Below are 19,443 nucleotides of genomic sequence, written 5' to 3' on the forward strand. Positions count from 1 at the left end.
GGAACGCCATGATCACGCACCTTGCCTGGCTCGTCTGCTGGCTATCGGCCCTGCTGCTGGTCCACGTCTTCGTGGGCTATCCCGTGCTGGTATGGCTGCAGGCCCGCCTTCGGCCGCGACCGGTAGCACGTCGCGCCATCCTGCCGACGGTCAGCATCGTGATCGCCGTGCACGACGGCGCTGGTTTCATCCGCTCGAAACTGGCCACGCTGCAGGCGCTGGACTATCCGGCCGAACTCATCGATATCGTGATCGCCTGCGATGGCTGCCACGACAACACGGTGACCACCGCTCGCCGCTCCACCGATCCTCGCCTTACCGTGCTCGATTTCCCGAATCGCCGCGGCAAGGCCGCCTGCCTCAACGATGCGGTCGCCCTTACCCGCGGCGAGGTGCTGCTGTTCACCGATGTGCGCCAGAAACTATCGCCCACCGCGCTGACCGAACTCGTCGCCAACCTGGCCGATCCCGGCGTGGGGGCGGTCGGCGGTGAACTCCACATGGAAAACATCCGCACAGGCTTCGCGCAGGGCGTCGATTTCTACTGGCGTTACGAGAAAGGCATCCGCCACGCCGAAAGCCGTTCCGGTTCCACCATCGGCGTGAGCGGTGCGCTTTACGCCATTCGCCGCAGCCTGTTCCAGCCCATTCCGCCCGGCACGGTGCTCGACGACGTACTCGTGCCGATGCGCGTCGCGGCCCAGGGCAAGCGCGTGGTCTTCGAGCCGCGCGCCATGGCCTGGGACCAGCCCTCGCAGGTGCCGGAAGACGAGCGCCGCCGCAAGATCCGCACGCTCGCCGGCAATTACCAGTTGATCCAGCTCGCTCCCTGGCTGCTCGTTCCCTGGCGTAACCCGCTGTGGATGCGCTTCGTCAGCCACAAGCTGCTGCGCCTGCTCGCCCCGTGGCTCATCCTTTCACTCACGGTGAGCACAGGCCTGCTGTTCACGCGTCACCCGATGTACGCCGTCGCTTTCTGCTGCCTGGTCGCGGGTGCCCTCATGGTCGGTCTCGCGCGCCTGCGCCCCGCCCTCGGTCGCCTGCTTCCGCTACGTATCGCTGTCGCGTTCTTCTACCTCAACCTCTTCGCGGCCCAGGCCTTGCTGGCCTTTGCACGCAATCGAAGGCTGCACCTATGGTGATCGATATGAACGGTGGCGCTCCAGGCATTCGTGGCCGGCTCGGCGAACTGTGTTATTCCAGCGGCTTGCTGCATTCGTTGCAGCGCGTACGCGCGTGGTGGCAGCGCGACCTGCGCATTCTGGCTTACCACCGCATCATGCCCCTGCCGGATCCGGACACGTATGAGTTCGACCTCGAACTCATCAGCACGCCGCCTGACCAGTTCCGCGAGCAGATGCTACGTATCCGCAAGTACTTCCGGCCGATGCGGCTGACCGACGTCGTTGCTGCGCTCGACGCGGGCGAGGCGCTGCCGCCGGACACCGTCGCCGTCACCTTCGACGACGGCTACGACGATAACTACCGGATCGCCGCACCGATCCTCGACGAACTCGGCATACCGGCGACCTTCTTCGTCTCCACCGGTCATATCGACAGCGGCAGGCCGTATGCCTATGACTGGCTGGTCCACATGATCCTCATGACCAGCGCACCGCGTCTGGTGCTGCCGGAACTGCAGATCGATATTCCCTTACCGCCAGACCGTGCTTCGCGTCGCCGTATCGCCGGCAGCATCCTGCTCAAGATGAAGTGGCTGGACGCCCTTGGCCAGACGGCGATGACCGAGCGCCTCGAGGCCGAGTGGAACATGCCGTCGGCGAAAGCAAGGCCGATCGACTGTCGCCCGATGACCTGGGATCAGATCCGCGAGATGGAAGCCGCCGGGCTCGAGTTCGGCTCACATGGGGTGCATCACCGCATGCTGGCGCGCTTGCCGCAGGCGGAGATGGAGCGGGAAATCCGCGAGTCCAAGACCACCCTTGACCGTGAGCTGCGCAATCCAGCCCTGGTGATGTCGTATCCGGTCGGAGGCGATCGCGCCTACAACGACGCCGTCATCGCGGCAACGCGGAACGCGGGGTTCAAGCTCGGCTGCAGCTATATCTGCGGGACCAATGCGGAGCCCTCCGAGAATCGTTACTCCCTCTACCGTTTGCCGGTGGAGAGCAACATGGGGCCAGGCTGGTTCGCCGCGATGCTCGCCCTGCCACAGCTGATGAGCTACCCCACGCCGTCGCACGAAGCAAACGGCCCGAAGGATCACGCATGTTCCCCCTGATCCTCCTCTACGTGGTGCTGACGATCATCCGGCCGCAGGATTACCTGCCGGGACTGGAGAACGTGCCCGTGCTATCGGTCGTGCTCCTGCTCGCCTTCGCGTCGTGGCTGTTCTCGAACACGAAGACCTTCGCCGCGCCGCAGTTCCTCATCCTGCCCGCCTTCCTGTTGATCCTGATGATCTCCGAGGTGACCAATGGCTGGACCGGCGGCGCGATCGACGAACTCGCACGGTTCGGCCCCGTGGTCATCGCCTTCTTCGTTTTCGGCGCAGCCTGCAATACGCAGAAGCGTGTGCGCGTCGCCATGGGCGTATTCGTCGCCTGCGCCGCCGTGCTCGCCCTGCACGGTGTGGAGCAGTCCCAGCTCGGTACCGGCTGGACCGGCATCCCGTTGAGCGAAGGCGGCCGTATCCAGTACGTCGGCATCTTCAACGATCCGAACGACCTGGGCCTGCTGTTCGCCGCCTGCCTGCCGATGGCCGTGTTCCTTGGCCGTCGCGGAGGCGGCATGATGCGTCCGGTCTGGTTAGGCTCTGTCCTGCTGCTGCTCTACGGCATCGTATTGACAAATTCGCGCGGCGCCCTGCTCGCCGTGCTCATCATCGGCGGCTGCTACGTGTGGTACCGGCGCGGCATCGTCACGGCGGGCATCCTCGGCGTGATCGGCCTCACGGCGATGAAACTGGTTTCCTCGCGCATGGACGAGCTGGACGCGGGAGAAGAATCGGCAGCGGGTCGTGTCGATGCCTGGTACGCCGGCCTGGAGATGTTCCGCGACAACCCGGCCTTCGGCGTCGGCGCCGGCAACTTCACCGAGTACAACGAGCTCACCGCACACAACTCCTTCGTGCTGGTGCTGGCCGAGACCGGTTTCGTCGGCTTCGTCACCTGGCTTGCGTTTGTCGGCTACGGCTTCTGGATGATGCTGACCATCATTCGCCACGTGCGCGTTCCCGGCAACGATCCCAAAGTAGAGGCCGAGTGGGCGATGGAGAAGCAGATGGCGCTCACCCTGCTGCTTTCGCTGTGTGGCCTGTTCGCCGCCGCGTTTTTCCTCAGCCGTAGCTACATGGTGGTGCTTTACCTGATCGCCGCGATGGTCGCGGGTCATTACATCGGCGCACGCAAGCGCTGGCCGGAACTGCCCTTCTTTCGCTTGTCCGATGGCGGATGGCGTTGGGTGCCAGCCGCCGCGGGTAGTGTCGCCGCCCTCTTCGTTCTCGTCGCCGTGCTGCTGAGAACCGTATGAGCCTCTACGAATCCGCCCTGCGCAATGTCATCTGGCCCGCCTATGAGGGTGGCTTGCGTCGGCGCGAAACCCCGCGGCACATGCGTCGTTACGAAGCCGATCAGTGGCTGAGCCCGGAGCGCCTCGAAGCGCTTCAGTTCGAACGCCTGCAGCGCCTGCTCGAGTGGTGCTACCGCGAGGTGCCGTTTTACCGGGAACGCTGGACCGCCCTCGGCATCGTTCCGCAGGACATTCGTAGCCTGGCCGACTTCGCGAAGCTGCCCGTGCTGACCAAGGCCGATATCCGCAGCCACGCGGACGAACTCAAGGCGACGTCGCTGAAGGCCGGGCTCGGCTACAAGGCCACCGGCGGTTCCACTGGCGAACCGCTGCGTTTCGGTTTCACCCGCGAGAGCAACGACCGTCGTGTCGCGGTCATGTGGCGCGGCTATGGCTGGGCCGGTTCGCGCATGGGCCGGCGCACGCTGTTCCTCTGGGGTGGCCCTGTCGGCAACCCAAGTGCGAGCCATCAGCTGAAGGACCGCCTCTACAATGCCGTCTTCGCGCGCAAGCTGCTCGACAGCTTTCGAATGAGCGAAACGAACCTCGCCGAGTACGCCGACGCGATCGACGCCTACCGGCCGGAAGTCATCGTCGGTTATGTCGGCCCCCTGGTCCGCCTCGCCGAGTGGCTGCTGGCCAACAATCGTCGCGTCGCCGCCCCGACCTCGATCATCGGCGCCGCCGAGGCCCTTCACCCGTTCCAGCGCGACATCATCGAACGCGCCTTCGGTGCACCGGCCTTCAACACCTATGGCTGCCGTGAATTCATGCTCATCGCTTCCGAGTGCGAGCACCGGAACGGCCTGCATGTGAACGCCGATCATCTCGTCGTCGAGACACTGGACGCGAATGGCCAGCCGCTCCAGACGGGCAGCGGAGAGATCGCGATCACCGACCTGTTCAACTACGGCATGCCGTTTATCCGCTACGTCAACGGTGACATGGCCACGCATGCCAGCGCTGCGCCGTGCCCCTGCGGCCGGGGCCTGCCCATGCTGGCCTCGGTGGACGGGCGCAAGCTCGACGCCATCCGCACGCCGGCGGGCCATGTGCTGCCGGGTGAGTTCTTCCCGCACATGCTCAAGGATGTGCCGGGACTGACACGCTTCCAGCTCGTACAGCGTCGACTGGACCGCCTGGATCTATCGATCGTGCGCGGCGATGCCTTCAACGACGCATCGCTCGACTACATCCGCCATGAAGTGGCGAAGGTGCTCGGCGAAAGCGCCGAACTGCACTGCCACTTCGTCGACGATATTCCGCTCACCCGTAGCGGCAAGTTGCGCGTCACCGTTTCGGAGCTGACCTGAGTGAACATCACCCACTTCGTCGAGAATCTGAATCGCGGCGGCCTGGAGCGCATGGTGCTCGACCTGGTCACCGAGCAGCATCGCCTCGGCCACAAGGTGCAGGTGGTTTGCCTGTTCGAGCGCGGCTCACTCGCGGGCGAACTGGATGCCCTCGGCATTCCCGTACACGCCTGCCACAAGCAGACCGGCTTCGATCTCCGCGCGATAGGTCGCGCGCGTGGGTTCATGGCCGGGCACCGTACGGAGGTCTTGCATACCCATAACGCCGTCGCACACTACCAGGCCGTGTTGGCTTCGGCAGGCATGGGAATTCGCCAGGTAGTGAACACGCGCCATGGCATGGGTGGCCAACAGAAGCCCGGCCGGCGCGAATGGCTGTTCCGCCGCGCCATGAAGGCTACCGATGCCGTGGTCGCCGTCTGCGAGGCCGCCCGTCACGATGCCGTGCGCCGTGGCATCGTTCCGGCTGCGAAGGCATGCGTGGTACCCAACGGCATCGTGCTCGGTGGCTTCGAACTGGCTTCGGACACCATGCACGAGCGGCTCACCCGCATGCTCAACGTGCCGACGGGCACGCGCATTATCGGTACGGTTGGCCGGCTCAACTGGGCCAAGGACCAGGCCAGCCTGATCCGTGCCTTCCGCGAGGTCCACCAGAGCCGTCCGGACACCGTTCTGGTGCTGGTCGGCGATGGCGAACTGCGCGAGACCCTCCGCGCCTGCGCCTATGACGAAGGCGTGGCGGGCAGCGTACATTTCCTCGGCGACCGCAACGACGTACGCCAATTACTGCAAGGCCTGGATATGTTCGTGCTCTCGTCGATCACCGAGGGCTACTCGATGGCCTTGCTCGAAGCCTGCGCCACAGGCCTGCCGATCGTCGCGACCGACGTGGGCGGCAACGCCGAGATCGTCCACGACGATGCCACCGGGCGTCTGGTTCCCCCGGCCGACGCACCGGCCCTGGCCCGGGGCATCCTTGGGTTGCTCCACGAATCCCAGCGTGCGTCGTCGTTCGGCCGCGCAGCCCGCCAGTGGGTCGAAACCCATGGCTCGCTCGAAGCCATGGCGACCCGGTACGGAAAGCTCTACTTTGGCGACATGGAGGCGGCGTCATGAAAATCCTGATCCTGACCAACCTGTTTCCCACTCCGTGGGACCCGCGCCGCGGCACCTTCAACCGCCAGCAGTTCCAACGCCTGGCGGAGCGGCATGAGGTGGATGTGCTCACCGCCGTCGACTTCCGCGAGCGCATGGCCGGGGAACAAGGCAGCGTGCACGTTCCTGGTCTCAAGCGGGACCATTTCACGTTCTATCACCCGCCGGGCATCGGCCGCTTCCTCAACGCGCTTTGTTTCTTCGCCTGCGTGATGTGGCAGCGCGGCCGGGAGCTGCGCGCCGCGCGCTACGACGTTCTCCTGGCCAGCTGGGCGTTTCCCGATGCGGTGGCAGGCGCGTGGGTCGCGCGGCTGCTCGGCATTCCCTATGTGGTCAAGGTGCACGGCAGCGACCTGAATGTGCAGGCCGAGGCGCGCCTGCGCCGGCCGCAAATTCGTGCGGCCCTGCGTGGTGCCGGCGCGGTGGTCGCGGTTAGCCGGGCGCTCGCCAACAAGGCGGTCGAACTGGGCGCGCCCGCAGACGCCGTCGAAACCATTTACAACGGCGTCGACACGCGCATCTTCAACCGGGGCGACCGCGTCGCCGCGCGACAAAGGCTAGGCCTTCCGGCCGAAGTGCCCATCGTGCTGTACGCAGGTAACCTCAAGGCCACCAAAGGCTGCCACGACCTCATCGAAGCGTTTCCCATGCTGGTAAAACGACATCACGACGTACGCTTGATCTACGTGGGTGAAGGCGCCTCGCGCGCCAACCTGGAGGATCGTGCTGCCTCATTGTGCTGTTCACCGGCGGTGCGTTTCGAAGGCGCCGTGGATCATGCGGCCCTGGCCGACTGGTTCCGTGCCGCGGACGTGCTCTGTCTGCCGAGTCACAACGAAGGCGTCCCCAACGTCGTGCTCGAGGCCATGGCCTGTGGCACACCGATCGTGGCAACGGCGGTGGGTGGTATTCCCGAAGTGGTTCCGGAAACGGCGGGCATCCTGGTACCCGCGCATCAGCCGCACGAGCTTGGCACGGCCCTGGTCGAGGCCTTCGAGCGCCATTTCGATCCCGTCATGATCGCATCGCATGCGGCCACCTTCCGCTGGGACGAAAACATCGACCGGCTCGAACACACACTCCATCGCGTAGCCGCCGGGCAACCGGCACATCTTGGCGCCAATGCATGAACTGGAAGCTCAAAAAGCACGACTTGCTCGGCCTGCTGCCGGAAGCGCTAGTGCTCACCCGCACGCGCGACCACGACCTGCGCTACCTCAGTTTCGACGACGGTCCCGACCCGGAACACACGCCGAGGCTGCTCGACACGTTGGCGCGTCATAACGTCAAGGCGAGCTTCTTCCTGGTAGGCGAGAAGATCGAGCAGTACCCGGAGATCGTCCAGCGGATCGTCGCCGACGGTCACATGATAGGCAACCACTCGTACAGCCATTGGTCCTTCAGTAACATGGACCTGCGCAAGCAGCTCGACGAGGTCTACCGGACCGACGCCCTGCTGCGCCTGTTCGACAACCGCCCGCATCACCGCATGCGGCCGCCGCACGGCTATGTGGGAGCGAAGCTTCTCCTGCATTTCGCCCGGCGCAAACGCAGTTTCATCTACTGGTCGTACGACAGCCTCGATTATCAGGATCGTCCGATCGAAGCACTGATCTCGCGTCTGCGGGACGACCCACCCGCCGCCGGTGACATCGTGCTCATGCACGACGACAGCGACAAGGCCGCCGATGCGCTGGATGTGCTCCTGCCCGAGTGGATCGACCAGGGCATCCGCTTCGGAGCGCTCCCTGGCAACGCGCCGTGAACATCCTTTACCACCACCGGACGCGCGGGCGCCACGTGGAGGGCGTACATATTCGTGGCATCGTTCACGCCTTGCGTGAGTTGGGCCACGACGTGTCGGTCATGTCGTTCCCGGGTGCGGATCCCGAACGCGAAGTGCCCGAAACTGCCGGGACCGGCGGGCGCGGCCGGCTGGCAGGATTCGTTACCAAGCTCCCGGGCGTCGTTTTCGAAGTCTTCGAGCTGCTCTACAACCTCGTCACCCTGGTCCGCATGACCCGCGCCTGGCGCGACCATCCGCCGAAGCTGATTTACGAGCGCTACTCGCTCTTCCTGTTCGCCACGGTATGGCTGGCCCGCCGTCGCGGCATTCCGCTGGTGCTCGAGATCAACGACTCCGCACTGGTTGACCGCGTCCGCCCGCTGACGATGAAGGGACTGGCACGTCGGATCGAAGGCTGGTGCCTGAGGCATGCGACCGGCCTGGTTTTCATCTCCACCTACTTTCGCGACGAAGCCATCGGGGCCTACGGAAACATCGCGCCCTCGGTGATCTCACCAAATGCCGTCGACCTGGCCCGGTTCGATCCGGCTCGGTTCGACCGCGATGCCCTGCGCGCCGAGCGCGGGCTGACCGGACGCACCGTGTGCGGTCATATCGGCGCCTTCGCCCACTGGCATGGCGTCGACGACTTCGTCGAGGCAATCGCCAACCGGCTGCATGATGTGCCGGAACTGGCGCTGGTGTTCGTTGGCGACGGCAAGACCCTGCCGGCCGTGCGTGCCCTGGTCGCCGAACGCGGCCTGAGCGATCGCGTCCTCCTGCCTGGCCGCGTGCCGCACGAGGACGTGGCCAGCTGGATCGCCTGCATGGACTATGCCGTGTTGCCGAATTCCAATCACTACGGCTCTCCCATGAAACTGTTCGAGTTCATGGGCATGGGCGTTCCCATGGTCGCACCGGACTACGCGCCGGTCGCCGAAGTGATCGCCGATGGCCGCACGGGGTGGTTGTTCCCGCGTGGCGACGCCGCCGCCTGTGTCGAGCGCGTGCTCGAGCTGGCCCGGCTTACCGATGAGCGCAAACGCGTGGGTCATGCCGCGCGGGATTACATCGCCAGTGAACGGCAGTGGCGTAACAACGCCGAGCAGCTGCTCACCCTGATGCCAGCCGGAGCCGCCGCGTGATCTTCGTCGCCCTGATCGTCCTGGTCCTTCTCGCCTTCGCCGCCGCGGTGACCGTGGCGATTCGCGCGCGAAACATGCAGTACTGGCTGTGGGGCTACCTCACCCGGACGAAGCCGCCGAAGGTTTCCGGACCCGTCCACGTCATGTTCTGTTTCGTCGACCACTTCGAACCCAACTGGGGCCGGGTGGACATGGACACGCAGCGCCGCCGTGTCGACCGCTGGTGCACCGACTACCGCGCCCTGGCATCGCGCCACCGCGATGCGGACGGTCGCGTGCCACAACACAGCTTCTTCTACCCTGAAGAGGAATACGTGGAAGAGCACCTCGACAAGATCGAGTCGCTCTGCGCGGATGGTTACGGCGAAATCGAGATCCACCTGCACCACGACAACGACACGCCGGAAAACTTCGTCGCCACCATCGACCGCTTCAACCGCCTGCTGCACGACAAGCACAATGCCCTGCCGCGCGATCCCGTCACCGGTCAGCTGCGCTTCGCCTTCATCCACGGCAACTGGTGCCTCGATAACTCGCGTGCGGATGGCCGCTGGTGCGGCATCAACAACGAACTGATCCTGCTGCGCGAACTCGGCTGCTACGCCGACTTCACCCTGCCCTCCGCACCCAGCGACACGCAGACGCGGATGTCGAACGCTATCTACTACGCCACCGACGATCCGCATAAGTGCAAGTCGCACGACACCGGCGTGCGCATGCGCGTGGGCGGCAAGCCGTCGGGCGACCTGCTGATCATCCAGGGCGTGCTCGGTCTGAACTGGAAGAACCGCCGCTTCGGCATCATCCCGCGCATCGAGAACTCGGACATCCGCCGCGGCTCTCCGCCCACGCCGTCGCGCGTGGACCAGTGGGTACGCACCGGCATCCACGTGGAAGGCCGCCCGGAGTGGATCTTCATCAAGATCCACACGCACGGCACGCAGGAAGGCGATATGGACACCCTCCTCGGCCAGCCCGTCGACGCGATGCACGACTATCTCGAATCCGCCTACAACGACGGCCGCGACTACGTGCTGCACTACGTCAGCGCTCGCGAGATGTACAACATCGCCAAAGCCGCCGAAGCCGGCAAAACCGGCGACCCCGGCCGCTACCGCGACTACGAACTCCCCATGCCCGGTAAGCCTGCAACCACCAACACCAACACCTCGACTGTGGGAGCCGCTTCAGCGGCGATCCCAACCGTGTCGTAAACCCCATCGCCGATAAATCGGCTCCTACAGAGCGGGAGATCGACACCTCATGTCTACGTTCGATACCGACGGCGAGAGTGGCGATGGTGACCTTACCGACCTGTTGGGCGAACTCCGTGTCCTCCTCCCAGCCGCTCAGCTGCTCTCCGGCTTCCTGATCGCCGTTCCATTCGCACCTGGTTTCGCGCGATTGGTCGGCGCCGAACAGCATATCTTTCTCGCGACCTTCGTTTTCTCGTTGATCAGCCTTGTCATGCTTAGCGGCCCAGCCATACAACACCGCTTGATACGCCCGCTGCGCGATCGCGAGCGGTTCAAGGTGGTTGCCGGGAGACAGATGTTGGCCGGAGCAGTGGCCCTCGCGATAGCCATCGTGCTGGTCACGCAGCTGGTGCTCTCCGCCGTTATGGGCGACATCATCGGCAACATCGCAGCCGGCGCACTCGGCACACTGATTGCGTTGATGTGGTGGGTGCTGCCTCTGTGGCTCCGCGGTCGCGGACACGTGTAGTGGCCGCTTGGTCGTAAGAAGCATCGCCGATGAATCGGCTCTTACGATGGGTTGTGTGGGAGCCGCTCAGCGGCGATGCCCTAATTCCCGCCAAACCTTCGCTGCGTATCCGCCACGTTGAAGTCGCAATACTCATTCGTACACCCGATCAGCTTCGGATCATGCGTCGAAGGTCCGCGTGCCCCCGTACACCACTCGTAGCGAACACGGTCTCCCTTGATCTTGTCGCACGCCCCCGGATACTGAGGCGACCTGACGTAAGTACGTCCGAGGTGGACAATCCTGCCTGTCGGACCCGCCATCGCAGGCGCCACCTGCCTGACACAACCGGCGAGCTGGTCGAATGCCTCTGCGGAAACGAAGATCTCTTCCGGGTCATCCTGAGCGCCGAAGGAAGACTCCTGCCAGGCGATTTTCTTGAAGCAGCCGGCATCCTTGTCTCGCACCTCGTGCGCAGCCCCCACAGCCGACGCGAACGCCAGAAGGGCGCTCGCCACCCACAACAGTAATCTGGCCCCTTTCCCTTTCATCGCCAGTCCCCGTGACGGCCGCAGCCAGAGCCGGCTGCTCGCAACACTCCATGGTGAGGAATCTTTCATCGCGCCCGTACAGGACGCGTGAAATGTGCGTGCGGGCGCTCATGGAGAAAAACCAGGAGAAACAGTCATCTGGCCGCGACACGCCCGATTCGGCGGCGATACCACCGAATTCGCAGAACGAAGCCGCCGACCAGTGCGCCGGCGCAGCAGTTGCAGATGATCAGTCCGGGCAGTGCGAGCGACCCGCTCCACTCCCGAGGCGGGCTGAAGGCCTCCAACATCACGATGCCAACGATGGCCACGGAGAGGAAGGTCACGACCCATAGTCCGTAGGCCAGGACGTGATCCCGCGAGCCGTATTTGAGGAAGCCGATCGCCCCCGGTACGAAGGCCGCCGACCCTATGAATGGCTCGGCCGCGACATTCGCGGCCCCCAGTTGGAGCGAAAGTCCACCTTCGACCAGGGAGGACGCCAAACGCATCAGCAGTGGGACAGCGCCGAAGAACATCGCCGTCCACAGCACAGGGAAACGTCTGGCCATGGCCGTCGAGGCCGCCGCGATGATCCACTTCTTCCAAGTCATGGGCCGGAAGACTACTTGCCGCGACAGTGCTCAGATATCGGAAGATTCTGAAAAATGCCCCGGGTTTTCGACTGACCCACGCTTCGTTCTTCGACATTGCGAGGGGTCGCGCCTCAGTCCCCCCTCCTCCTCTCCAACCAGTCATAAAGCACCGGTAGCAGAATCAACGTCAGCAACGTCGAACTGATCAGCCCCCCGACCACCACCGTCGCCAACGGCCGCTGCGTCTCCGCCCCCACCCCCGACGAAAGCAGCATGGGCAACAGCCCAAGAATCGCCACGCTAGCCGTCATCAACACCGGCCGCAGTCGCTGCGCCGTACCGCTCAGAACGGCCTCGCGAACCGACAACCCGGACGCGCGCCGCCCATTGAGGAAGCTCACCAACACGATCCCGTTCAACATCGCCACCCCGAACACGGCGATGAACCCGATCGCCGATGGCACCGACAGGTACTGTCCGGTGACAAACAACCCGACCACGCCACCGATGACCGCGAACGGCACGTTCGCCAGCACCAGGGCCGCATGCCGTGCGGACTGAAACGCCGTATACAGCAGGACGAAGATGAAGAAGATGGTGACAGGCACGATGAGGGCCAGCCGCTTCAACGCCCGCTGCTGGTTCTCGAACGCCCCACCCCAGGCTGTGTACGAGCCTTGTGGCAACGTGACGCTCGCAGCGATCTTTGCCTCAGCCTCCCGCACAAAGCCGTCGATGTCACGGCCGCGCACGTCCATCTGGATGACCGCATAGCGGCGCAATGCCTCGCGCCGAATGAAGGAGTAGCCTTCCGCCTCGCTGACCTTCGCCACCTGCGACAACTGCACCAGTGCCCCTCCCGGAGTCCGCAACGGAATCCTCTCAATGGCAGGCAGCGACGCCTTGCTCGCATCATCCAGGCGAACGCTGATATCGAAGCGACGAACGCCATCCAACAGGGCCCCGACGGGTTCGCCGCCGATGCCGTTGCGGACTACCGTAAGCACGTCGTCAGCGTTTAACCCGTAACGAGCGAGGGCGTCCCGATCGACCTCGATCCGAATCTGCGGTTTGCCGATGTTGGCCTCGAGCGACAGATCGGCCACGCCGGGCACCGCAGCAAGCACGTCCTTCAGTTGCGCACTGACACGATCGAGCTGATCGAGATCGTCACCGTAGATCTTCAGCGCAAGCGTGGCACGAACCCCTGATATCAGCTCCTCGATACGCATCTGGATCGGCTGGGTGTAGCTGACGACGGCCGTTGGCAAAGCGTCCGTCAACTCCTTTTGCATATCCGCTTCGATGGACTCGAGTGTCTGCCCGTCCCGCCAGGCCGAGCGCGGCTTCAGCGGCGTATATACCTCCATGTAGTTCACGTCGGCTGTCTCGCCCTTCTCAGCCCGACCGATCATCGCCAGCGTGGTCTCTACCTCAGGGAATGTCGCCTGGATACGCTCGGCGACGCGTCGCGACAGCGCAATGGATTCGTCGAGCGACGCGGAGGGAATTGACGTGATTCGCCACATGATCGCGCCCTCGCGGAGGTTGGGCATGAACTCCTTGCCCAGGAAGGGGAACAAGGCGACCGCGCCGATCAGGGCCGCAAGAGCCACGCCGACGACGACGCGACGACGACGCAGCGACCATGTCAGTGCCCGGGCGTAGCCGCGCTTCAGCACGGCGACCAGCCGCGTGTCTTTCTCCTCCTTCGGCTTCAGGACCAGCGCCGCCAGCACCGGCACGAGGGTAAGCGACAGAAGCAGCGAGCCGCCCATGGCGAAGGCAATATTGAACGCCATCGGCTTGAACATCTTGCCTTCCAGCCCTTGCAGGCTGAACAGTGGCAGGAAGACCACGATGATGATCAGAATCGCAAAGGCCAACGGCTGGGCCACCTCGCGCGCCGCTTCCAGCACGGCGGCCGTGCGATCGACGGGCTCGCCGGTCGCCTTGCGCTCGGCCATGATCCGAAACGCGCTCTCGACCATGACCACCGCGCCATCGACCATCATGCCGATACCGATTGCCAGGCCCGCCAGCGACATCAGGTTGGCCGACAGTCCGGCCCAGCCCATGCCGATGAAGGCCATGAGCATCGCCAACGGCAGTGTCACGACGACGATCAGGGCGCTGCGCAGCTCGCCCAGGAACAGGAACAACACGATCGCCACGAGCAAGGAGCCTTCGACCAGCGCGCGCACTGCCGTGCCCACGGCCGCATCCACCAGATCGGTGCGCTCGTAGACAGGCTTGACCAGCACTCCAGGCGGCAGGGCCTTCTTCACGGTCTCCAACTTCTGCTTGACCGCCTCGACGACGCTGCGCGCGTTCTCGTCGATGCGGGCGAGCGCCTGCCCCATGACGACTTCCTTGCCGTCGCGCGTGACGGCACCGGTACGCGGCGCGCCCGCCTCGACGACACTGGCGACGTCGCGCACGTAAACCGGCGTTCCGTCCGTGCTTTTCAGCACGATGTTGCCGATGTCCGCCGCATTGCGGACCAGCCCGAGACCGCGAACCAGGTACTGCTCGCGCCCGACGTCGATGACATTGCCGCCGAGCTGGGCGTTGTTCGCTTCGAGCGCCTGCATCACGTCCCTGAAGCCCAGTCCGTGTGCGATCAGGCGCATGGGATCGATACGTACCTGAAACTGTTTCTCCTGCCCACCCCATGAACTCACGTCGTCGACGCCGGCCGAGGTTCGCAGGCCGAGGCGTAACGTCCAGTCCTGCAGCGCGCGCAGATCCATGTCGGAAGGCGCATCCTTCGACGCATGGTCCGCGCGCTCCACGGTGTACCAGAACACCTGGCCGAGGCCCGATGTGTTCGGACCCATTTCCGGTTTGCCGTAGCCCGCAGGCAAACGCTCCGCGACCTGCTGAAGTCGTTCATTGACGAGCTGGCGAGCGAACCAGACGTCCATGCTGTCGTCGAAATAGACCGATACGTACGAGAGCCCGAAAAGGCTGACCGAGCGGATATCCGCCACCTTGGGCAAGCCGGCAAGCGCCGACTCCACCGGGGTCGTGAGCAGCAACTCCACATCCTCGGCAGCCAGTCCGGGTGCCTCGGTGTAGACGTTCACCTGCACGGGCATGACGTCGGGAAAAGCGTCGATAGGAAGCTGACGCACGGCCTGTATACCGAGAAAGGCGATGCTGGCGAAGGCCAGAACCACGAGCAGTTTGTACTGGAGTGAGAGTGCGACCAGACGTTCCAGCATCAGTCTTCCCCCAGTTCCGAACGCAGGATCTGCGCCTTCAGCACGAAGGCACCCTTGCGTGCGTAAGGCGTGCCGGCAGCAACCCCCTGGCGGATTTCAGTCCAGCCACCGCGTGTTTCACCCACTTCCACCGCCACGGGTTCGAATTGGCCAGCGCTCTTGCCCTGCACGAACAACGTGGACTGGTTACGCAGGAGCACCACCGCCTCCGCCGGCACAGCCAGGCGTGCGGTCGCCTCACTCACAGCGATCCGTGTCTCGACCAGTTCGCCGGGATGGAGCAGGTCGTCACGGTTGGCCACCTGCACGCGGAGGTCGGTACGGCGTGTCGTTTCGTCGGTCTGGTGCGAGCGTCCGATCAGCTTGCCGGGTAGCTCCCGACCGTGGGCAAGCACCGTCACCGCCGCCCCTTCGCGCACGCGCTCGGCGTCGGCCGGTGAAAGTCGCGCCTCCACCCACACGCTGTCTTCGGTAACCACGGTGAACAGCACCCGGCCCGGCTCGACGCGTTCGCCGACCATGAAGGCGTCGGTGACGATCCTGCCCGCGCCCGGCGAGATCAATTCAAACTCCCCGTTCGCCGCTGCCGAACCCCGCTTCAGCATGCCTGCGATCTGCCCTTCCGTAAGCCCATAGGCACGCAACTTCGCACGCGACTGATCGCGCTGCACGAGCGCTTCGCCATAACGCCGGGCGGAGACCGCCTGCGGCCCGAGAGAAGACACGCGCTGCCAGTCCTGGCTCGCAACAATCAGCTGCCCCTGCGTCTCCGCCACATCCACGCTGGACAGCACGACCAGGGGCTGCCCCTTGACCACGACATCACCAAGACGCGCCTTCCGCGCCACGACCTGCGACGCAACCCGCGGCGACACCACCACCGTCGCATACGCATCCACCTTCACCTCGCCCGGCGCCTTCAACTCATCCCCAAGCAGCCGAGTCCCCACCACATCCACAACAACCCCCGCCGGCACGCCGCCCGCCGTTGTGGGAGCCGCCTTTGTAGGAGCCGCCTTTGTAGGAGCCGCCGTTGTGGGAGCCGCTTCAGCGGCGATAGCCCCCACCAAAACCACCACCCCACCCACAACCAACCACCGCAAAATATTCATAGCCCCACCCCCTCAACCCCACCATCAATCCAATCCCCAAGCCGCGCCGCAGCCGCCAGATACTCAAACCAGGCCCCCCAGACCTGCGCCTGCAACCCCACACCCGCCTGCGCCGTATCAAGACTCTGGTTGAGTTGCACAAGGTAGTCAGAGGTATCCAGCTCACTCGCCTGCCACAGCCGATGAAGCAATTCAGTACGCGCATCCAGCGCATCGACCCGACTGTCACGCACGCCTTCGCTAGCCAGTCGTAAGGCTTCATAAGTCACCCTCGCCTGCTCCAGCGTCGCCGCGGCCTCAAGCCGGACGACCCGTTGCGACGCCGTCGCGGCATCTGCCTCGGCCATCGCCGCGGCGACATCGGCACGCCCGCTGTTGAACACAGGCAACGGCATGCTGATAGCAAGGCCAACGACCTGGTCGGTGCGCGTACCACTGCGGACGCGTCCACCGGTCAGGCTCAGCGTGGGATCCGGGCGACGCGCACGGTCTGCCACGGCGATACCCGCCTGCGCACGGTCCTGGCCTGCCTTTGCGAGTTGCAGTTCAGGGCGATCGTCGAGTGCACGAGGTGCGAACACCGCGGCTGGCGGCGGCGTGACATCAAGCGCCTCGGGTAGCGGCGTGCCTGGTCCCAGGCTGGCAAGCAAACCACGCGCGCTGGCTTCCTGCCCTGCCAGCGTCGCCTGACGCATCCGCGCATCCGCCAACCCGAGCGCCGCCAGATCGCGCTCGGACGTACCGATGTCTCCCACGGCAAGCCGTTGCGCAGCCAATTCGTCGAAGCGCTGCATGAGCAGCACCCGCCGCTGGCCGAGTGCGCTTTGCCGTGCCGAGCCTTGCGCGGACGCCCAGGCCTTCAACCAGCGCGTCGCCACATCACGTCCCTGCAGTTGAAGCTGCACTTCCGCTTCGCGGGTGGCCGCTTCGCTTTCGATAACGCGGGCGCGTCGCTTGCCGGAGATATCCAGCGGCAGGCTGAGGCCCACCGTCCGTCGATCGACGTCGGCGTTCTCGCCTTCAAGGGCTAGTGAGGGGTTGTAGACCGGCTGTGACGCGGCCCTGGCGCGAGCCCTCGCGGCCTCTAAGGACGCCTGGGCAGCTTCGACTTGTGGGCTCTTGTCCCAGAGCTGGTGCAGCGCGGCACGCAGCGCTGGCGGCGCCGACGTGACGCCGGCAGGCTCGGGAGTGACGGGCGATGCGAACGCCGTTGAAAAAAAACAAAGGCACACAGCGCCCCAGGGCGCTGAACGAAGGTAAGACATGAGAATTTCCTGAGAACGGTCACGAATCGACGCCACCGTGCGGGTAGCACGGTGTCGGACATCGGAAGGTTTCAGGCGATGGGAGGGCGCTGCGGAGGAATGGCCGGAGCGTCGGGAGCACGACGATACGTACCCAACGGCAACTCATCGACCGGCGTGCGCACCTGCATCGTTAACGTGTCGGGCAAGGTGCAGGGCTGAACGCCGAAATAGTGCGCATGCAGGCAAACATGGGTATCTGCCTGGTCTCCGTCACCGTCGCGGTGCGGCTCATCGGCATCCCAGGCGACGGACTGCGTCGACAGGGTTTCATGCTGCGCATCCACTGCGTGCATCACCCAGCGCGGGATGCCGCCAGCAACCACGAGCAGCACGGCGAGTACCGCCAGCGCACGGAAGCGCAGGGGATGGCAGTGGAGCAAGCGGCGGATGGCGGGGAAGATGCGCATGACGCGTACAGGATGGCATTTCGGGACGGGGGTGAAAAGTCAGGAATCCCGGCGCCTCAACGCAAACCCAAAATACCGGTCCAGCGACTTCTCCGGATGAAACGGAATAATGCAGCTCCGCAGTGGATTCTCCCACCGGTCCAGCAGCTCATACCCCAAGGCCTGGAGCCCCCCGAGGAATTCGCGTTCCGCCCTGATCCCATAAGGGCAACAGGCCACCCCAATGTTCTGCACCGTGAAATACGACTCGCGCATATGAATCGGTACGGAGTTCAGCAGCAGGAACGCCGGCTTCTCCTCCATGAAACCTAACGCGTCTTCGAGCGAATAGCTCAGATACTGCAACGACCCCGCCGCGAACAGCACATCGGATCCGGAGGCCGCACTGACCTCATCAGCAAAGTGCAGTCTCCGCGCAGGATCATGTTCCACCGCCCACTCGCTGCCCGACGCATTCACGGCAGGCACGTCCATCACCGTCCAGCTAAGGCTCGACGGGTAAGAAAGGTACTTCTGATAGGCGTAATACGCGATCCCGATATGACCGCCGATATCGAAGACACGATGCGCCCCCTCCGCGAACCAACGCCCGAGCCAATAGATCATCGGGTAATCGTTGATAAATATCCGCCGGGTACGCTCGCGGTAAAGCTCCGCGGACTCCGTGTTGTCGTACCCACTGACGTTAGCGGGCGGGATACTCGTCTGCGCCTCGTCGAAGGTCGCGAAGACACCCCGGTACAAGTGATGCGTGAGCGCATGGTGGGCGAAGAATCGCCGGGTATACCGCGCTTCCTGGAACTGGCGTAACAACGGCAGCCTTGCCATCGCCTCCGTACGGGTGGAGTCGACATGGGCGTTCATAAGCGGCTCGTGCAGCTTTGACAGGGGCAGCATGCGCCGGTGGCGATTTGCCGAATATACACCCGGCGCGCTAGGTCGTCCGACCTACGGATTTTTCGCGAGTTGATAGAAACCAACCGATTGCATCATGCGTTCCTATAAAGCGTATCGATCGCCGTGGACGACTCGCCGAGGCGCTGATAAACAGACAACGGAGCGATGACGCTCGACAAGACGGAGCAGGAGATCGACATGGAAATCCGTACGCCCGCGGAAGTGAAAGAAAGCTTCAACACAATCGACCCCGACACGCCGGTCACAGCACAGCCCATCGAGACCGCGTGGATGTCAATCAGCGCGGAAGGGTCGAGTCACCACGCGTTCGTAAAGACCCCGGTTGGCGAGTCGACCCACAGTGATGGGACATCTCTCCGGTTGCACGGAGCCGGGAAAGTGCGTTTCAAGCTGAAGGCCGGCGTCAGAATACTTATTCATAGCGGTTGGCACGAAGATTCAGCGGCGGGTTCAAAGCTTCATTTCCGCTACTTCGATGCCAATGATCAGACGATTGACGAGTTCGATAGGGCCCTGGGCGCGCCACGTTACTACTTCAATTCGAAGATCCCGCTGAGTGCCGACGTCTGGGGCCTTGAGGTTTCTTTCATTCACGGTAGCGACGGAAACGCCCAGTGCGGCCTCGACAACTTCTTCTCCCTGGAACCTGGGTCAACCCGGTTTCAGACCATCGTCGAACTGGCAAAGATCGAGACTTCCCGGTAACCCG

The 19,443-nt window shown here is 64.2% G+C and carries 17 protein-coding genes; 11 read left to right on the forward strand and 6 right to left on the reverse strand.

Annotated elements, in window-relative coordinates; translation table 11 throughout:
- Nucleotides 1-8 precede the first annotated feature (8 nt).
- From ACVWWJ_RS13880 to ACVWWJ_RS13925, 10 genes are read left to right on the forward strand one after another with little or no spacing between them, the layout of a single operon-like run.
- Nucleotides 9-1,142: a glycosyltransferase family 2 protein gene (locus ACVWWJ_RS13880; protein ID WP_456968341.1), complete on the forward strand. Its 1,134-nt coding sequence runs from the start codon at nt 9-11 to the stop codon at nt 1,140-1,142.
- Nucleotides 1,136-2,242 (forward strand): polysaccharide deacetylase family protein, encoded by a 1,107-nt coding sequence (locus ACVWWJ_RS13885; RefSeq protein WP_456968342.1) that lies wholly within the window; start codon nt 1,136-1,138, stop codon nt 2,240-2,242. Before ACVWWJ_RS13880 ends, ACVWWJ_RS13885 begins: the two co-directional genes overlap by 7 nt.
- Entirely contained in the window at nt 2,230-3,492 is a 1,263-nt protein-coding gene (locus ACVWWJ_RS13890; RefSeq protein WP_159894781.1) for an O-antigen ligase family protein, read from the forward strand. Before ACVWWJ_RS13885 ends, ACVWWJ_RS13890 begins: the two co-directional genes overlap by 13 nt.
- A complete protein-coding gene (locus ACVWWJ_RS13895; protein ID WP_456968343.1) occupies nt 3,489-4,844 on the forward strand; it encodes a phenylacetate--CoA ligase family protein in 1,356 nt (451 codons plus the stop codon). Before ACVWWJ_RS13890 ends, ACVWWJ_RS13895 begins: the two co-directional genes overlap by 4 nt.
- The gene (locus tag ACVWWJ_RS13900) at nt 4,845-5,963 is read left to right on the forward strand and encodes a glycosyltransferase (RefSeq protein ID WP_159894777.1); all 1,119 of its coding nucleotides are present in this window, start codon (nt 4,845-4,847) and stop codon (nt 5,961-5,963) included.
- On the forward strand, nt 5,960-7,132 hold the full coding sequence (locus ACVWWJ_RS13905) for a glycosyltransferase family 4 protein (protein WP_456968344.1): 1,173 nt from the start codon (nt 5,960-5,962) through the stop codon (nt 7,130-7,132). Before ACVWWJ_RS13900 ends, ACVWWJ_RS13905 begins: the two co-directional genes overlap by 4 nt.
- The gene (locus ACVWWJ_RS13910; protein WP_456968345.1) at nt 7,129-7,767 is read left to right on the forward strand and encodes a polysaccharide deacetylase family protein; all 639 of its coding nucleotides are present in this window, start codon (nt 7,129-7,131) and stop codon (nt 7,765-7,767) included. The genes ACVWWJ_RS13905 and ACVWWJ_RS13910 overlap by 4 nt, the downstream gene beginning before the upstream one ends.
- On the forward strand, nt 7,764-8,933 hold the full coding sequence (locus tag ACVWWJ_RS13915) for a glycosyltransferase family 4 protein (protein WP_456968346.1): 1,170 nt from the start codon (nt 7,764-7,766) through the stop codon (nt 8,931-8,933). Before ACVWWJ_RS13910 ends, ACVWWJ_RS13915 begins: the two co-directional genes overlap by 4 nt.
- Nucleotides 8,930-10,147 carry a hypothetical protein gene (locus ACVWWJ_RS13920; RefSeq protein ID WP_456968347.1) on the forward strand — a complete coding sequence of 406 codons (1,218 nt, stop codon included), beginning with the start codon at nt 8,930-8,932 and terminating at the stop codon, nt 10,145-10,147. Before ACVWWJ_RS13915 ends, ACVWWJ_RS13920 begins: the two co-directional genes overlap by 4 nt.
- Before the next feature lie 49 nt (nt 10,148-10,196).
- Nucleotides 10,197-10,658: a DUF6328 family protein gene (locus ACVWWJ_RS13925; RefSeq protein WP_456968348.1), complete on the forward strand. Its 462-nt coding sequence runs from the start codon at nt 10,197-10,199 to the stop codon at nt 10,656-10,658.
- 664 nt (nt 10,659-11,322) lie between these two features.
- Here ACVWWJ_RS13925 and ACVWWJ_RS13930 read toward each other — a convergent pair.
- The 6 genes from ACVWWJ_RS13930 to ACVWWJ_RS13955 form a co-directional block, all read right to left on the reverse strand.
- On the reverse strand, nt 11,323-11,781 hold the full coding sequence (locus ACVWWJ_RS13930) for a hypothetical protein (RefSeq protein WP_456968349.1): 459 nt from the start codon (nt 11,779-11,781) through the stop codon (nt 11,323-11,325).
- Nucleotides 11,782-11,894: 113 nt separating this feature from the next.
- Nucleotides 11,895-14,990, reverse strand: coding sequence for an efflux RND transporter permease subunit (locus ACVWWJ_RS13935; RefSeq protein WP_456968350.1), 3,096 nt, complete (start codon nt 14,988-14,990; stop codon nt 11,895-11,897).
- Nucleotides 14,990-15,967 carry an efflux RND transporter periplasmic adaptor subunit gene (locus tag ACVWWJ_RS13940; RefSeq protein WP_456968351.1) on the reverse strand — a complete coding sequence of 326 codons (978 nt, stop codon included), beginning with the start codon at nt 15,965-15,967 and terminating at the stop codon, nt 14,990-14,992. The genes ACVWWJ_RS13935 and ACVWWJ_RS13940 overlap by 1 nt, the downstream gene beginning before the upstream one ends.
- Before the next feature lie 131 nt (nt 15,968-16,098).
- The gene (locus tag ACVWWJ_RS13945) at nt 16,099-17,367 is read right to left on the reverse strand and encodes a TolC family protein (RefSeq protein ID WP_456968352.1); all 1,269 of its coding nucleotides are present in this window, start codon (nt 17,365-17,367) and stop codon (nt 16,099-16,101) included.
- 71 nt (nt 17,368-17,438) lie between these two features.
- Complete coding sequence (locus ACVWWJ_RS13950) at nt 17,439-17,816, reverse strand: hypothetical protein (protein WP_456968353.1); 378 nt, start codon at nt 17,814-17,816, stop codon at nt 17,439-17,441.
- A gap of 39 nt (nt 17,817-17,855) precedes the next feature.
- Nucleotides 17,856-18,680 (reverse strand): TIGR04325 family methyltransferase, encoded by an 825-nt coding sequence (locus ACVWWJ_RS13955; RefSeq protein WP_456968354.1) that lies wholly within the window; start codon nt 18,678-18,680, stop codon nt 17,856-17,858.
- A gap of 198 nt (nt 18,681-18,878) precedes the next feature.
- On the opposite strand from ACVWWJ_RS13955, the gene ACVWWJ_RS13960 reads away from it, so the two are divergent.
- Entirely contained in the window at nt 18,879-19,439 is a 561-nt protein-coding gene (locus ACVWWJ_RS13960) for a hypothetical protein (protein WP_456968355.1), read from the forward strand.
- Nucleotides 19,440-19,443: the final 4 nt, after the last annotated feature.

The organism is Luteibacter sp. HA06, from assembly GCF_054061215.1.

Excerpts from the sequence above, each read along its gene's own strand:
- ACVWWJ_RS13880 (WP_456968341.1), top strand. The coding sequence starts at position 9 with ATGATCACGCACCTTGCCTGGCTCGTCTGCTGGCTATCGGCCCTGCTG.
- ACVWWJ_RS13885 (WP_456968342.1), top strand. The coding sequence starts at position 1,136 with ATGGTGATCGATATGAACGGTGGCGCTCCAGGCATTCGTGGCCGGCTC.
- ACVWWJ_RS13890 (WP_159894781.1), top strand. The coding sequence starts at position 2,230 with ATGTTCCCCCTGATCCTCCTCTACGTGGTGCTGACGATCATCCGGCCG.
- ACVWWJ_RS13895 (WP_456968343.1), top strand. The coding sequence starts at position 3,489 with ATGAGCCTCTACGAATCCGCCCTGCGCAATGTCATCTGGCCCGCCTAT.
- ACVWWJ_RS13905 (WP_456968344.1), top strand. The coding sequence starts at position 5,960 with ATGAAAATCCTGATCCTGACCAACCTGTTTCCCACTCCGTGGGACCCG.
- ACVWWJ_RS13910 (WP_456968345.1), top strand. The coding sequence starts at position 7,129 with ATGAACTGGAAGCTCAAAAAGCACGACTTGCTCGGCCTGCTGCCGGAA.
- ACVWWJ_RS13925 (WP_456968348.1), top strand. The coding sequence starts at position 10,197 with ATGTCTACGTTCGATACCGACGGCGAGAGTGGCGATGGTGACCTTACC.
- ACVWWJ_RS13930 (WP_456968349.1), bottom strand. The coding sequence starts at position 11,781 with ATGACTTGGAAGAAGTGGATCATCGCGGCGGCCTCGACGGCCATGGCC.
- ACVWWJ_RS13935 (WP_456968350.1), bottom strand. The coding sequence starts at position 14,990 with ATGCTGGAACGTCTGGTCGCACTCTCACTCCAGTACAAACTGCTCGTG.
- ACVWWJ_RS13945 (WP_456968352.1), bottom strand. The coding sequence starts at position 17,367 with ATGTCTTACCTTCGTTCAGCGCCCTGGGGCGCTGTGTGCCTTTGTTTT.
- ACVWWJ_RS13950 (WP_456968353.1), bottom strand. The coding sequence starts at position 17,816 with ATGCGCATCTTCCCCGCCATCCGCCGCTTGCTCCACTGCCATCCCCTG.
- ACVWWJ_RS13955 (WP_456968354.1), bottom strand. The coding sequence starts at position 18,680 with ATGAACGCCCATGTCGACTCCACCCGTACGGAGGCGATGGCAAGGCTG.
- ACVWWJ_RS13960 (WP_456968355.1), top strand. The coding sequence starts at position 18,879 with ATGACGCTCGACAAGACGGAGCAGGAGATCGACATGGAAATCCGTACG.